The sequence below is a fragment of the Candidatus Pantoea bituminis genome, from assembly GCF_018842675.1.
In the GTDB taxonomy this organism is placed as follows: domain Bacteria; phylum Pseudomonadota; class Gammaproteobacteria; order Enterobacterales; family Enterobacteriaceae; genus Pantoea; species Pantoea phytostimulans.
On sequence record NZ_JAGTWO010000004.1, the window covers coordinates 450,609 to 465,254 of the forward strand.

Genomic DNA, 14,646 nt, shown 5'->3' on the forward strand with positions numbered 1-14,646 from the left:
ATGTAATAAGCGGGAGAAGGCTCTCCCGCTTTGTCATTTTATTCCGGGGTATTTTCCGGTTTGATCACTGCCGCTTCCTGTGGCGTGATCACTGCGGGTGCCGGTGCGGGTGCGTTTTGGCTCTCTAACTGCGCCAAACGTTGCTCCAACGCAGACAGTTTCTCGCGTGTACGCAGTAATACCTGCGTCTGCACATCAAACTCTTCGCGGTTGACCAAATCCATACGCGTCAGTTGCGCCTGAAGAACCTGACGAATTTTCTTTTCGACATCGTCACCAAACTCACGAATTCCCTTCGGCATCGCTTCATGGACCTGGCGTGCAATTTGTTCAATTTTTTCGTGTCGATCATGATTATTTCCTGGTTACGGGTTGCTGATGGCAGCAGTTGTGCGCACTCGATATCTGCTAAGTGTAATGCCAGAAATGAAAAGGTTAAACCTGAAATCGGTAACGCAGGAAATGCCAAAGTATTTGCAGTTTTGTTGATTGCCGCTCCAGTTGATCGGCGCTATAGTAATTTTGCTTATTCTCAGGGCGGGGCGAAACTCCCCACCGGCGGTAAATCAGCGTCAGCTGAAAGCCCGCGAGCGCTTCACAAGTGATCGTGAAGGTCAGCAGATCCGGTGTAATTCCGGAGCCGACGGTTAAAGTCCGGATGGGAGAGGGTAAAGACATCTGCTGGGCTTTTTGTCCACGCCACGTTATTGCCACGTCTGTTGACGTCACTCCTAAGCTCGCCCTGATTCTGGTAACCCAATACATTTAAAAGGTTTTTATTACCATGAATCAGACGCTACTTTCTGAATTTGGCACGCCGGAACAGCGTGTAGAACGTGCCATCGCCGCACTGCGTAATGGACGCGGTGTGATGGTGCTTGACGATGAAAATCGTGAAAACGAAGGTGATATGATCTTTGCCGCTGAAACGATGACCGTTGAGCAAATGGCGCTCACCATTCGTCACGGCAGCGGCATTGTTTGTCTGTGCCTGACTGAAGAACGTCGTCAACAGCTCGATTTGCCGATGATGGTGGAAAATAACACCAGTTCATACGGCACCGGTTTTACCGTCACTATTGAAGCTGCTGAAGGCGTTACCACCGGCGTTTCGGCCAAAGACCGCATCACAACGATCCGTGCAGCTGTTGCTGACAATGCCAAACCGAGCGATTTGAATCGTCCTGGCCACGTATTCCCTTTACGCGCTCGCGATGGCGGCGTGTTAACGCGCGGTGGCCATACTGAAGCAACCATTGATTTGGTTACGCTGGCTGGTTTTAAACCCGCAGGCGTATTGTGTGAGCTTACGAATGATGACGGTTCGATGGCGCATGCACCTGAAGCTATCGTGTTTGCGAAACAGCATGAGATGCCGGTAGTGACAATTGAAGATTTAGTGGCTTTTCGTCGCGATCGTGAAACGCGCCAGGCGAGCTAATTAACCTGCGTTATAAATGAAATGAAACAGGCCGGATTTCCGGCCTGTTTTGTCTTTTATCTACTGGCATAAAAAATGTGATTACCGATCACAACGGTACGTTCAAATGCGTGACGCCAGCCGGGCTTAACCCGATGAGCATGAAAATAAGTTGCTCCTTTCGTCACATCTTCCACTTCCCCATTAATAATTCTGTTCGCAAGCTCTTGCGCTCGTTGCCAGCTTTTGTCATGTGCTGGGGGATGTGAATGCGGATTTTTTTAGAGATGTCCAGGAAAACTGTTTCGGTGCATACACCACCGGACAGATTTCTTTCACATCCCATTTTGCCCTGTTCATGGTTACCGTGCCGACAGCAATTTGTCCTATTAACGGTTCACCACGCGCTTCGTGATAAATGTTCAGCGCCAGGCATAATATGGCACCTTGGACTAACATAACGCTCCGTTGGTTTATTGACGTGCAACGGAGTGTAATTAGTGAAGGTGGTCGACCGTACAAGACCCGTCTCGGTTAGAGGTTTATTGAGTATAAACCATTCAGTAATGCTTTTTTTATCAGTGATTTGCGACGATTCTTGCTCAGCCGATACCGGTGGTTTGTAAGAGCGTCAGGCTTAAACCCATGACGGTCATGCCACATAATACGCCGTAACTAGGATTGTTATGCGGGTCAATTTCGCGCGCTAATGGCATCAGTTCATCCACTGATAAAGCCACCATAATTCCTGCAACAGCCGCCATAACGGCAGCAATAATCACTGGCGAAACCATGGGTCCCAGCAGCATAAAAGCGATAATGCCACCTAAAATTTCTGCCATTCCCGATACGCAGGCCCAAAAGATCGCTTTCATTTTTGAACCCGTGGCAGCATACATCGGCCCGGCGACCGCTAATCCTTCCGGAATGTTATGTATGGCCACCGCAAGCGCGATCCCCATACCAAGTTCCATATCACTGCTGGCGGTAACATAGGTGGCAACGCCTTCCGGGAAGTTGTGCAAACTAATGCCCAACGTCAACAAGATAGCGGTACGACGCAAATTAGTCGGACGGCGTTTAACCGCGACCATATCTTGTGGATGCTGATGCGGCAGCATGCGGTCTAAAGCGAAGTATCCCAGCAGGCCCAGCATAAACATGCCATAACCCAAGATTGGCGACATACCTTCCGCATGTAATGCAGCAGGCAGCATCTCCATAAGCGAGATCAGCAGCATGATGCCAGCAGCAAAACCGAGAGCAAATGCGAGCACTCGATTAGAAGGTTTTTGTCCTATCACACCCAATAGCGCGCCGATAAAAGTCGCGGCACCTGCCAGCACGGTAAGCAGTAAAGGTACTGACATTGCACTCTCCTTAATGATAATGATTCCCAGTTAAAGTACCTTTAACCTTACAAAAGATCGAGTTTTGTTACGTAAAGAAATGTCGAAAAAAGATCATTCAAATTCTCTGATGATCATCATCATGCTTATCCGCGTGATTAGCGGCACAAACGGCGTATCGTAACGGCTATCAAGGCGGCACTTTTTAGGAAAGGTTTATGAGTCAGTTACGTATGCCGGCGCTGTTTTTGGGACATGGCAGCCCTATGAACGTGTTAGAAGAAAACCGTTATACCGAAGCCTGGCGGGAAGCAGGTGAAACGCTACCGCGCCCACGCGCCATTCTTGCTATTTCTGCGCACTGGTACACGCGAGGCACCGCAATAACGGCGATGGAAAACCCACGCACCATTCATGACTTTGGCGGTTTTCCTCAAGCACTGTTTGACACACGTTATCCTGCGCCGGGCTCGCCTGATTTGGCGGAAGAGATCGCTAAATTGCTGTCGCCTGTTCCGGTTCAGCTTGATCAGGAATGGGGATTCGATCACGGTTCCTGGGGCGTATTGATTAAAATGTATCCTGATGCCGATATTCCTGTGGTGCAGTTGAGTATTGACGCGACTAAACCTGCAGCCTGGCATTTTGAAATGGGGCGTAAATTAGCAACGCTGCGTGATCAGGGCGTGATGATTGTGGCAAGCGGCAATGTGGTACATAACCTGCGGATGGTGCGCTGGGGCGGCGGGGATGACATCTATCCGTGGGCAAGTCGCTTTAATCAATTTGTGCGTGAAAATCTGGCATCACAAAGTGAGGCTGAAACGCATCCATTGGTGAATTTTATGCAGCATGAAGGGGCCAGGCTTTCGAATCCTACGCCGGAACATTATCTGCCACTTCTGTATGTTTTGGGCGCACGTCAGCCGGATGAACCCGTGACCATTCCCATTGATGGTATGGAATTAGGTGCAATCAGTATGTTGTCAGTACAGGTTGGGTAAAAATACTGAACAGGCCATTTATCTGGCCTGTTCATTTTTATTCAATAAAGGCGTGCGGATAAAAGCGAGAAAGATCTTGGGTGATCAAGTCACGATCTTCACGTAAGCCAATCCCGGCGGGTTGATCGTCTATTAGCCAACTGCCGATCAGCGTATAGCTGTCGCCAAATTTTGGCAGCGGATAAAATTCCTGCACAATCATGCCTTCTTCACCGTACGGCCCGTCAACGCGAGCAATTTCAGTACCATTCTCAACAATACGAATATTGGCGCCTTCGCGTGAAAATAGCGGCTTGACCACATACTTCGTCATAGGTGGAATATCATCTTCCGCGAAATAGGCAGGCAACAAATTCGGGTGATTTGGGAACATCTGCCACAACATGGGCAACAAGGCTTTGTTCGACAAAATGCTTTTCCAGGCAGGCTCTAACCAGCGTACGCCAGCATCTGCCAACTTGGTTGAAAACATCTCGCGCAGCATGAATTCCCAAGGATAGAGCTTGAAGAGATTACTGATTACCTGATCGTGAGCATCAGTAAACTCGCCTTTTTCACCCAAACCAATTTCATCAATGAAAAGAAATTCGCTCGGTAAACCCGCTTCGGTCGCGCAATCTTGCAGATATTGCACGGTGCCGCGATCTTCATCAGTGTCCCGACAGCAGGCAAAATGCAACCACTGGAAGCCATGCTGCTGATGTAGGTTAGCGAAGCGCTCAATCAGCTTTTCTTGCAGGCTGTTGAATTGATCGCTGCCGGCCGGCAATTGGCCTGCATTAAGCTGATCTTCCAGCCAAAGCCATTGAAAAAAGCCGCTTCATACAGTGAGGTTGGGGTATCGGCATTATTTTCCAGCAGCTTTGCATCACCTTTACCGTCCCAGGCGAGATCGAGACGCGAATAAAGAGAGGGTTGACGCTGTTGCCATGAATCGCGGACAAAATCCCACGTATGTTTGGGAATACGGAATTTAGTCAGCAACGCCTCGCTGCTCACCACTTTCTCCACTACCTGCAAACACATCTGGTGTAATTCAGCAGTGGTCTCCTCTAGCTGGTCAATTTGTGCCAGCGTGAACTGATAATAAGCGTCTTCACACCAGTAAGGCTCGCCATGCATGGTATGAAAACGAAAACCAAATTCAGTGGCTTTTTCTCGCCAGCCTGGGCGCTCAGAAATAGCAATGCGTTGCATATGGCGGTTTTAGCCTCCCAGCGAGCGGTTGGATGTTCCGGTGGCGCTGCTGCGTTGCATGGCATTTTGCTTGGCGACGGTTTCACCGAAGCCACCCCGCGTTACGGTTGACGTTGTTGCGGGTTTAGGGGCTAATGCGGTTTTTGGCACATTCATAGTACGGCCTGAAGTGGCAGAACCATAGTTACGGCCTGAAGCATCAACAAACTGGCCTCGTGCTGGGCTGTTTGCGGCTTTCGGTGAGAACAGTGGTTGCTGCGCGAATCCCGCGCCGCCGCCCATCATGCGGCCCATCATATAGCCAGCCATTAATGGCATCCAGAAGCTGCCACTCTGTTGGTTTTCGGCATTATTCGTGCCGACGCCTGCTTGAGCAGGTGTTTGCTGGCATTGGTTTTCACCAAATTCAGCCACACAATCTTCACGAGTTGCATATTTTGGTGCAGTACGTTCCGCTTCCTTTACCGCGTTGTTGTAAGCCGTGGTGCATTGCGCGCTCTGACTTGGATTGGCTTTCGCACATTCATCCGCATTCTGGTAGAGCGACACGGTTTCATCGTTTTTTCGCAGCCAGCCAGCATAAATACCGCCGAGACGGCGATAGCGACTGGCGTTAAATGTCTGGCTTGCCAGCTTTTGCGAAAAGCAGCATAGCGAATAGATTTTGTCCGTTTCATTGTCATGATCCTTTGCCCAAAGGTAGCACTTAGGATAGGGGATGGAGGGGGAAATTGAAGCTGAAGCCGGGAAGGGGAAAGGATCTTTACGTAGCTATACGTTTGAAAGAGAAGCGGGCCGCAAAGCGACCCGCATCAGGATTAATTACCGAATGGGTTTCCGGTATTTCTGGCTGCAGCAGGACGTGCAGCTGGCGCCGATGCATTAGCAGCAGGGCCATTATCAACGCGAGCTGTTTGCTGAGCATTTTCAGGCGCCACAGTTTCTGGTGAAGTCGCGATCTCTTTACCCAGTTGGCTGTTCAGCGTCTGCAGGTTTTGCTCATTGAGCGTACCCAGCGCATAGCTGATGTTAAGCTGGTTAATCAGATAGCTATAACGTGCATCAGAAAGTTGCTGTTTGGCGTTGTATAACGTCGTGGTCGCATCTAACACATCAACGATAGTACGCGTACCGACCTGATAACCCGCTTCTGAAGCATCCAGTGAGCTCTGAGCAGAAACAACCGCCTGTTTGTAGGCATCAATGCTACTTACTGAAGCATTAACGTTGTTGTAAGAAGAGCGCACGGTTTGCACGGCAGAACGGTGCGCGCTTTCTAACTGCTCGCTGGCACTGACAAAGTTGTACTGCGCTTGTTTAACCTGCGACGTGACCGAGCCACCACTGTACAGCGGTAATGAGAAGCTCAGACCAACCTGATTCGAGCCTGTAATCGAGTCAGCTGAACTGGTTGATTGATTCGCACGGCTGCCACCGTATTTGCTGTTAGACATACCCGTTGAAGCAGTCAAATCCAGCGTTGGCATGTGGCCTGTTTCAGCAGAACGAATTTGCTCACGCGCTAAATCCTGGTTCAGGCGTGCGGACAACAAGGTCAGGTTACGGCTTTCCGCTTGCTTCAGCAGTGCGTTCACTGCATCTGGCTTGCTGGTTTTGAAGCGATCAATATTCAGTGATGCTAACGACAAATAATCCATACCGGTAATCTGACGCAACGACTCAACGGTATTATCAAGGTTGTTGCGTGCAGTCACTTCGTCCGCTAAGACGCTGTCATATTGCGCACGGGCGTTCTGCACGTCAGTAATGGCAACCAATCCCACATTAAAACGCTGTGTAGTTTGATCTAATTCACGATAAATCGACTGTTTCTGCGCTTCAGTGTAGGAAAGGGTATCAATCGCTTTCAACACGTTGAAGTAGGCGGTCGCCGTGTTCAGGATCAGATCCTGTTGTGCAACCTGGTAGGTGACATCCTGGATGCCCGCAGCTTTCTCTTGCAGCGTCAGCGCACGCCATTTTGACATGTCAAAGATGGTTTGCGTTAATTGTAAGGTTCCGCTAGTGGTATTGGAGTGAAGTCCGCTGCTGTCGCGATAACCGTTATTGTAGGTGTAATCTGCACCCAAACCGAGTTGGGGTAATAAAGGGCTTCGCGCTTCGTTGATTTTCTCAAATGCTGAATCACGATCTGCCGCAGCACTGCGCAGATCTGGGTTACTCAGTCGCGCTTGTTGGTAAACCTGAAGCAGGTCTTCTGCCTGACTGGCGAAGCTGAAACCGCCCAGGCTCAGCCCAATAAAAAATGGGAGCAGTTTTTTCATTTGCATTCCTTTTGTTGCAGCAAATTGCAGTGGTAGCGCTGCCGAATAAGCCAAAAAATTATCGCCGATTCTAGCAGAGTGCAACTGTGTGATAAGTTGGCTGAACGTGCCTTCTACGCCTAATTTACGTAAATAATTCAGAAACAACCACTCGGATAAAGCATAAAGGTTGGCTTTTATTCGCTCCATCCCAATCTGGATAAGGAATAAGAAGATGTCGGAAGAAAAAAATCCCCTGTGACTTTTACAAAAAACGATGTAGAAATTATTGCACGCGAAACAGTCTACGACGGTTTTTTTCGATTGTGCGCTATCGCTTCCGGCATCGTCGTTTTAATGGCGAAATGAGTGCGGAAGTGCAGCGTGAAGTTTTTGAGCGCGGACATGCCGCCGTACTGCTACCTTATGATCCCTTACGTGATGAAGTGGTGCTGATCGAGCAGATCCGCATCCCTGCTTATGATGCGGGTTCCACGCCCTGGCTGCTGGAAATGGTGGCGGGGATCATCGATCCAGGTGAAAGCGTTGAACAAGTGGTACGCCGTGAAGCGGTCGAAGAGGCGGGATTACAGGTTGGGCGAGTCAAACCGATGCTCAATTACCTCGCCAGTCCCGGTGGCACCAGCGAAAGATTGTCGATTTTGGTCGGAGAAGTGGATGCCAGCCAGGCTCAAGGATGCCATGGTCTGGAGGAAGAGAATGAGGATATTCTTGTGCATGTGGTCAGCCGCGAACAGGCTTACCGCTGGGTGGAACAGGGGATAATTGATAACGCTGCGTCTGTCATCGCACTGCAATGGCTGGCGTTGCACCATGAGAAATTAAGAGAAGAGTGGGCACAAAAATGAAACAGCGCTATACCCCTGACTTTCCGGAAATGATGCGGCTGTGCGAAACCAATTTCGCTCAGTTGCGCCGTTTGCTGCCGCGCAGTGATGAGGCGGGCGCATCGGTGGTTTATCAGGTGAGTGGCGCCCGTTATCAGCTGACAATAGAAGAGTCGACGCGCTATACCACCTTGGTTGAAATTCGCCAGGTCGCGCCATCTGTGAGTTACTGGAGTCTGCCTTCCATGTCCGTAAGGTTGTACCATGATGCGATGGTCGCTGAAGTGTGTTCCACTCAGCAGATCTATCGTTTTAAAGCACGTTATGATTATCCTAATAAAAAATTGCATCAGCGTGATGAGAAACACCAGATAAATCAGTTTCTCGCGGACTGGTTGCGCTATTGCCTGGCACATGGTGCAATGGCAGTGCCTGTTTGCTGAATGCGTATAATGCATCAAATGGCGTGGAGATGAAGGAAACGCTTTGGATAGCCTGCTAACTCTTCCTGCGGCAAAAGGGTCCGAAATCAGGATTTTACAAATCACGGATACCCATCTTTTCGCGGGAAAACATGAATCGCTGCTTGGGGTTAATACTTGGGCGAGCTTTGACGCAGTATTGGATGCGATCATTGCTCAGCAACGCGACTATGACCTTGTTATCGCGACCGGCGATCTCGCTCAGGATCACTCTGTTCAAGCCTATCAGCATTTCGCTGAGGGCATTGCTCGTTTGCCAAAGCCCTGCGTCTGGCTGCCCGGAAATCATGACTTCCAACCCGCCATGGTTGATACCCTGGCAGAGGCAAAGATCAACGCCGAGAAACATGTCTTGCTGGGCGAACATTGGCAACTCGTGTTGTTAGACAGTCAGGTCTTCGGCGTTCCACACGGCATGCTAAGTGATTACCAGCTGGAATGGCTTGAAAAAACCCTGGCGCGCCATCCAGAACGTCACACGTTGATTTTGCTGCATCATCATCCGCTGGCCTCAGGTTGTACCTGGCTTGATCAACACAGCTTACGCAATTCGCATCAGCTGGATGCGGTATTGCAAAACTATCCGCTGGCCCAAACCCTGGTCTGTGGGCACATTCATCAGGAACTGGATATGGACTGGCGCGGACGCCGCGTATTGGCTACGCCCTCTACCTGCGTTCAATTCAAACCGCATTGCACCAGTTTTACCATTGATACTGTCGCACCCGGCTGGCGCTGGTTTACGCTCCATCCACAAGGCAAAGCAGAAACCGAAGTCGAACGTTTGCAAACTGATGCGTTTTGCCCCGATCTTGATTCAGAAGGATATTAACGGATGGCTGCGCTGCTTTATCTCCATGGCTTCAACAGTTCACCGCAATCGGCGAAAGCGACCCAGTTTCAACAATGGCTTAATACACATCATCCTGAAATCGACATGATCATTCCGCAACTGCCGACATTCCCTGCTGAGGCGGCTGCCATGCTGGAAGATATCGTGTTGAGTCGTAGCGGAGAAACGCTTGGCCTGGTGGGTTCTTCATTAGGCGGTTATTACGCAACCTGGCTGTCGCAATGCTTTATGTTGCCAGCGGTAGTGGTGAACCCCGCAGTGCGTCCTTTTGAGCTGCTGGTGGATTTCCTTGGTGACAATCAGAATCCCTACACCGGCCAACAATATGTGTTAGAGTCTCGGCACATTTACGATCTGAAAGTCATGCAGATTGACCCGCTGGAAGCGCCGGATTTACTGTGGTTGCTACAACAAACCGGCGATGAAGTACTCGACTACCGTCAGGCGCTCGACTATTACAGCGCGTGCCGACATCAGGTAGAAGAGGGCGGTAATCATGCTTTTATCGGATTCGAACGCCATTTCCCGCAGATTCTGGATTTTCTAGGCTTGAATCACCCTTAAGTGATGCGGAAATCGCAACTATTTCACCCTTCTAATCAGACATTTACCATGAGTCAATCAAACTATAACGCGGATGCTATTGAGGTCCTGACTGGCCTTGAGCCTGTTCGCCGTCGCCCGGGTATGTATACCGACACGACGCGACCTAACCATTTGGGTCAGGAAGTGATTGATAACAGCGTCGATGAAGCGCTGGCAGGTCACGCCAAGCGGGTTGAAGTGATTCTGCACGCCGATCAATCACTGGAAGTGATTGATGACGGACGCGGTATGCCAGTGGATATCCATCCCGAAGAAGGCATTCCTGCGGTTGAGCTGATCTTTTGTCGTCTGCACGCAGGCGGCAAATTCTCCAACAAAAACTACCAATTCTCTGGCGGCTTACATGGCGTAGGGATTTCCGTGGTTAACGCCTTATCTAAACGCGTTGAAGTTACCGTTCGTCGTAATGGTGAAATCTATGACATGGCGTTTGAGAACGGCGACAAGGTGCAGGATCTCACTGTTTCTGGCACCGTTGGTAAGCGCAACACCGGCACGCGCGTGCATTTCTGGCCTGATGAAAGCTTCTTTGACAGCCCACGCTTTTCCGTTTCTCGCCTGTCGCATCTGTTGAAAGCTAAAGCGGTGTTGTGTCCCGGCGTGGAGATTGTCTTCAAAGACAAGCTGAACAATACGGAACAACGCTGGTGCTACGAAGATGGTCTGACCGATTACCTGCTTGAGGCCGTAAATGGCTTGCCAACGCTGCCAGAAAAGCCGTTTGTTGGCGCGTTTGCGGGTGATGTTGAAGCGGTTGATTGGGCGCTGCTCTGGTTACCGGAAGGTGGCGAACTGCTGACTGAAAGCTATGTCAACTTAATCCCCACCATGCAAGGCGGCACGCACGTGAACGGCCTTCGCCAGGGTTTGCTGGATGCAATGCGTGAATTTTGTGAATACCGCAACATTCTGCCGCGCGGCGTGAAGCTTTCTGCGGAAGATATTTGGGATCGCTGCGCCTATGTCTTGTCGGTGAAGATGCAGGATCCGCAATTTGCTGGACAGACCAAAGAGCGCTTGTCGTCGCGTCAATGTGCCGCCTTTGTTTCAGGGGTGGTTAAAGATGCGTTCAGCCTGTGGCTCAACCAGAACGTGCAGGCAGCAGAACAGCTTGCTGAACTGGCGATTAGTAGTGCGCAACGTCGTATGCGCGCAGCAAAAAAGTGGTGCGTAAAAAACTTACCAGCGGCCCGGCGCTGCCTGGCAAACTGGCAGATTGCTCTGCGCAGGATCTCAATAAAACCGAACTGTTTTTGGTGGAGGGGATTCCGCAGGTGGATCGGCCAAGCAGGCACGCGATCGTGAGTATCAAGCGATCATGCCGCTTAAAGGTAAAATCCTGAATACCTGGGAAGTCTCTTCCGACGAAGTGTTGGCTTCTCAGGAAGTTCATGACATTTCAGTCGCGATTGGTATTGATCCAGATAGTGAAGATCTAAGCCAACTGCGTTACGGCAAAGTGTGTATTCTCGCCGACGCCGATTCAGATGGCTTGCACATCGCCACGCTGCTCTGTGCGCTGTTCGTTAAACACTTCCGCTCGCTGGTAAGAGGTGGCCACGTTTATGTCGCCATGCCGCCGCTTTATCGCATCGATCTTGGCAAAGAAGTTTATTACGCGCTGGATGAAGATGAAAAAGAGGGCGTATTGGAGCAGTTGAAGCGCAAAAAGGAAAACCCAACGTTCAGCGCTTCAAAGGTTTGGGCGAGATGAATCCGCTTCAGTTGCGAGAAACCACGCTTGATCCAAACACGCGCCGTCTGGTGCAATTAACTATTGATGACGATAATGTTGAGCAGACGTTACGCGTTATGGACATGCTGCTTGCTAAAAAACGTTCCGAAGACCGGCGCAACTGGTTGCAGGAAAAAGGCGACATGGTCGACATCGAAGTGTAAAAATCGGGACGCAGCGGCGTCCCGATTTATTATTTGTTTCCGACGACGCTAAGTTTCAGACATTATTATTGACAGGTGAAGTGAATTTTTCATTTAACAAAAATCAAAGTAACGTCTTCAGACTTGACCCTTAAAGTGTACTCAGTTCCTATTTCGGCTTCCCTGTCAGTTATTTTAAACTTTATTAAATCGTGTCAGAAATCAAACCTAAACGATGATGTTGAGCGCTGTTCCCTGGCATAATAAAACGTTCAGCCTGTTTTTGCGTTTACGATATTATTGTCTGATATTCATTAACGATTCGGATCCACCGTTGCTACAGTGAATTGTTCGATATAACGAGGTATCGATTAATCCTGGCCTGATTTATTGGGATAAATATCAAGATAAACCCTATGTGGTTCACGAAAGACAGGAAGAGAGAGTGAAAATCACGCTGGAAGAATTGCGCGCTTGGGTTTCAGTGGTCGATACCGGTTCAATAACGGCTGCGGCTGAACAATTGGGGCAAACCAGCTCCGGGATTAGTCGTGCTCTGAGCCGTCTTGAGAGTAAGTTGCGAACAACGCTGTTAAATCGTACAACACGCCGGCTGGCGCTGACAGAAGAGGGACAGATCTTTCTTGAGCATGCCCGACAAATACTGACATCTGTGGAGCAGGCGGAAGAACAGATCGCACATCGCAGCGGGATGCCTTCCGGTCGTCTTCGAATAAATGCTGCCGCGCCATTTATGTTGCACCTGATTGTGCCGTTAGTGGAAGCGTTCAGTAAACGTTATCCCTTAATTAATCTGGAACTCAATACCAACGATATTGTGATTGATCTACTTGAACAGCAAACCGATATTGCCATTCGCATTGGAGAGCTGCGCGACTCGACCATGCATGCTCGCAAGTTGGGTAGCAGCGCAATTCTGCTGGTTGCTAGCCCAGCTTACCTTCAGAAATACGGTACGCCAGCCAACGTAACAGATCTGGAGTCGCATCAGCTAATCGGATTTAGCCAGGTAGAGACACATAACGTCTGGCCAGTATTGCAGCGTGACGGCGAATACCTTCGCATTAAACCCAATATCACTGCCTCAAGCGGCGAAACCATTCGTCATTTGGCATTAGCAGGCCAGGGCATCGCGCGATTATCTGACTTTGTGAGTCGGGAAGACCGCGCGGCGGGTCGGCTAGTGCAAGTTCTGCAAGACGAAACGCATGAATTACGTCTCCCCATTCACGCCGTTTATTACCGTAATAATATGCTTTTCTCGCGTATTACCTGCTTTTTAGACTTTCTGCGTGAGCAGATTGAAGCAAAAAATTGCTTTAAACGTGCCACAAAATAGCCCTTTCCATTCAATAAGATTTATTGAGATCCTCTTTTCGGTCGCTAACTTCATGGCGTGCGTTCAGTACGTAACATCACTAACCCCGATAAGGGGTAGCGTAGAAAAGGATAAAGCGCTGACGCTGGATGCCGGAAGGAAAGGGCTGGTAGCAAGCGGAAGGCAGCGTTACCGTGGCGGGCGTTGAAGAGGATGTATTCGAAAACGGCATCGGCGATGCACAACGGCTGATTCAGCAGGAAGTCACTAATCAGCAATAAATGTATAACGGTTGAGTTTCAACGTTAAAAAAGCCCTTGTCATATGACAAGGGCTTTTTTGTTTGCAGCGAAAGCCAATAAATCAGGCCGTCGGCTCCAGCACTAAAATCTTCACATCAATGACATCATCTTTGATCTGCTCACGATGTGTTTCCATATGTGGCATTTGCTGATGCTGCTCCAGATGGCGTAACGATTCCCACTGCTCCAGCATAAAAATGGAGTCCGGGGAATTTTGTTTCCACGGCACCTGCGCCTGATGATCCACTAAGGCATCGTATTGATGACAACCTTCTTCATCTAACACTGTGGGAATCAGTTTGTTGATGATATCCAGCACCCTCTGTCGACGACCGGGCTTAATACAAATTTCAGCAACCACAGTTAACATGCGCGCTTCCTCTTTTGCAGTGAATTTCACCTCACGCTATCTTACGCAAAAACGTGACTGAGATGAGTCCGATAACGTTCAATATCACGCGGAACATCCGGTTGTTTGATCACGTCGTTACAAATAAAGGTTGGCAATGCTTCCATCCCCAGGAACTGGTTGGCTTTATGGAAGTGTAAATAAAGACCATCAACACCCACGCCTTCAAAGAACTGATCTGGATCGGTGAAGGCATCCAGCGGGGCATTCCACGTCAGAGAAAGCATATATTTTTTGCCCTGAAGCAGACCGCCAGAACCGTATTTCTTTTCAGCATCTGAACGAGAACGACCATCACTGGCATACAGTGAACCGTGACCTTCAGTAAAGATTTCATCAATGTAGCGTTTTACCGTCCACGGCTCGCCCATCCACCAGCCCGGCATTTGATAAATCACCACGTCGCTCTCTACATATTTTTGCACTTCGTCGGCAACCACATAATCGCTGTCCGCAACGGTGACCGAAACTTCATGTCCTAAGTCGCGCAGCTGGCTGGCAGCCACGTCGGTCAGGGTGTGATTCAGTTCGCCTTTGGAATGGGCAAACGTTTTGCCACCATCAATAATTAAAATCTTGCTCATTAACTGTGTGCTCCGTTATTTGACTATGGGCCACAGCTTACGCGCGAAGCGGCACGGGAAAAATGGGATTTGGATCACAACACTTTTGCCTGTACAGCAATAATCCCTGCA

General features: G+C 49.6%; 13 protein-coding genes, 4 pseudogenes and 1 riboswitch. Of the genes and pseudogenes, 8 read left to right on the forward strand and 9 right to left on the reverse strand.

Annotated features, from left to right (window positions below):
- Nucleotides 1-38: 38 nt before the first annotated feature.
- Nucleotides 39-352, reverse strand: a pseudogene (gene ubiK / locus KQP84_RS05890) (ubiquinone biosynthesis accessory factor UbiK).
- A gap of 172 nt (nt 353-524) precedes the next feature.
- A riboswitch (FMN riboswitch) is annotated at nt 525-674 on the forward strand.
- Between the two features lie 110 nt (nt 675-784).
- Between ubiK and ribB the strand changes: the two are divergent.
- Complete coding sequence (gene ribB, locus KQP84_RS05895) at nt 785-1,441, forward strand: 3,4-dihydroxy-2-butanone-4-phosphate synthase (protein ID WP_215845561.1); 657 nt, start codon at nt 785-787, stop codon at nt 1,439-1,441.
- A 56-nt stretch (nt 1,442-1,497) separates the two neighbouring features.
- On the opposite strand, the gene KQP84_RS25230 is transcribed toward ribB, so the two are convergent.
- From KQP84_RS25230 to zupT, 3 genes are all read right to left on the reverse strand, one after another.
- The gene (locus KQP84_RS25230; RefSeq protein WP_370661479.1) at nt 1,498-1,617 is read right to left on the reverse strand and encodes a cell wall hydrolase; all 120 of its coding nucleotides are present in this window, start codon (nt 1,615-1,617) and stop codon (nt 1,498-1,500) included.
- Between the two features lie 52 nt (nt 1,618-1,669).
- A complete protein-coding gene (locus KQP84_RS25945; RefSeq protein ID WP_309140139.1) occupies nt 1,670-1,879 on the reverse strand; it encodes a cell wall hydrolase in 210 nt (69 codons plus the stop codon).
- A 143-nt stretch (nt 1,880-2,022) separates the two neighbouring features.
- A complete protein-coding gene (gene zupT / locus KQP84_RS05905; protein WP_215845562.1) occupies nt 2,023-2,790 on the reverse strand; it encodes a zinc transporter ZupT in 768 nt (255 codons plus the stop codon).
- A 197-nt stretch (nt 2,791-2,987) separates the two neighbouring features.
- Here zupT and ygiD point away from each other — a divergent pair, with 197 nt between their 5' ends.
- On the forward strand, nt 2,988-3,773 hold the full coding sequence (gene ygiD / locus KQP84_RS05910; RefSeq protein WP_215845563.1) for a 4,5-DOPA-extradiol-dioxygenase: 786 nt from the start codon (nt 2,988-2,990) through the stop codon (nt 3,771-3,773).
- A gap of 37 nt (nt 3,774-3,810) precedes the next feature.
- Here the strand turns inward: ygiD and KQP84_RS05915 are convergent.
- The 3 genes and pseudogenes from KQP84_RS05915 to tolC all read right to left on the reverse strand — a co-directional run bounded on the left by KQP84_RS05915 (nt 3,811) and on the right by tolC (nt 7,255).
- Nucleotides 3,811-4,970: pseudogene (locus KQP84_RS05915) on the reverse strand (glutathionylspermidine synthase family protein).
- 9 nt (nt 4,971-4,979) lie between these two features.
- Nucleotides 4,980-5,647: pseudogene (locus tag KQP84_RS05920) on the reverse strand (DUF1190 family protein).
- 141 nt (nt 5,648-5,788) lie between these two features.
- On the reverse strand, nt 5,789-7,255 hold the full coding sequence (gene tolC, locus KQP84_RS05925) for an outer membrane channel protein TolC (protein ID WP_215845564.1): 1,467 nt from the start codon (nt 7,253-7,255) through the stop codon (nt 5,789-5,791).
- 230 nt (nt 7,256-7,485) lie between these two features.
- Between tolC and nudF the strand changes: the two genes are divergently transcribed.
- The 6 genes and pseudogenes from nudF (at nt 7,486) to KQP84_RS05955 (ending at nt 13,261) form a co-directional block, all read left to right on the forward strand.
- Entirely contained in the window at nt 7,486-8,103 is a 618-nt protein-coding gene (gene nudF, locus KQP84_RS05930) for an ADP-ribose diphosphatase (RefSeq protein ID WP_309140173.1), read from the forward strand.
- On the forward strand, nt 8,100-8,525 hold the full coding sequence (locus KQP84_RS05935; protein WP_215845565.1) for a DUF1249 family protein: 426 nt from the start codon (nt 8,100-8,102) through the stop codon (nt 8,523-8,525). The genes nudF and KQP84_RS05935 overlap by 4 nt, the downstream gene beginning before the upstream one ends.
- Nucleotides 8,526-8,568: 43 nt before the next feature.
- Nucleotides 8,569-9,396 carry a 3',5'-cyclic-AMP phosphodiesterase gene (gene cpdA / locus KQP84_RS05940; protein WP_215845566.1) on the forward strand — a complete coding sequence of 276 codons (828 nt, stop codon included), beginning with the start codon at nt 8,569-8,571 and terminating at the stop codon, nt 9,394-9,396.
- 3 nt (nt 9,397-9,399) lie between these two features.
- Nucleotides 9,400-9,981, forward strand: coding sequence for an esterase YqiA (gene yqiA / locus KQP84_RS05945; protein ID WP_215845567.1), 582 nt, complete (start codon nt 9,400-9,402; stop codon nt 9,979-9,981).
- A gap of 48 nt (nt 9,982-10,029) precedes the next feature.
- Nucleotides 10,030-11,922, forward strand: a pseudogene (parE, locus tag KQP84_RS05950) (DNA topoisomerase IV subunit B).
- A gap of 424 nt (nt 11,923-12,346) precedes the next feature.
- Complete coding sequence (locus KQP84_RS05955; RefSeq protein WP_215845568.1) at nt 12,347-13,261, forward strand: LysR substrate-binding domain-containing protein; 915 nt, start codon at nt 12,347-12,349, stop codon at nt 13,259-13,261.
- A gap of 342 nt (nt 13,262-13,603) precedes the next feature.
- Here KQP84_RS05955 and KQP84_RS05960 read toward each other — a convergent pair whose 3' ends face one another.
- Nucleotides 13,604-13,912, reverse strand: coding sequence for a putative quinol monooxygenase (locus KQP84_RS05960; RefSeq protein WP_215845569.1), 309 nt, complete (start codon nt 13,910-13,912; stop codon nt 13,604-13,606).
- A gap of 41 nt (nt 13,913-13,953) precedes the next feature.
- A complete protein-coding gene (locus tag KQP84_RS05965; RefSeq protein ID WP_215845570.1) occupies nt 13,954-14,535 on the reverse strand; it encodes an NAD(P)H-dependent oxidoreductase in 582 nt (193 codons plus the stop codon).
- Nucleotides 14,536-14,646: the final 111 nt, after the last annotated feature.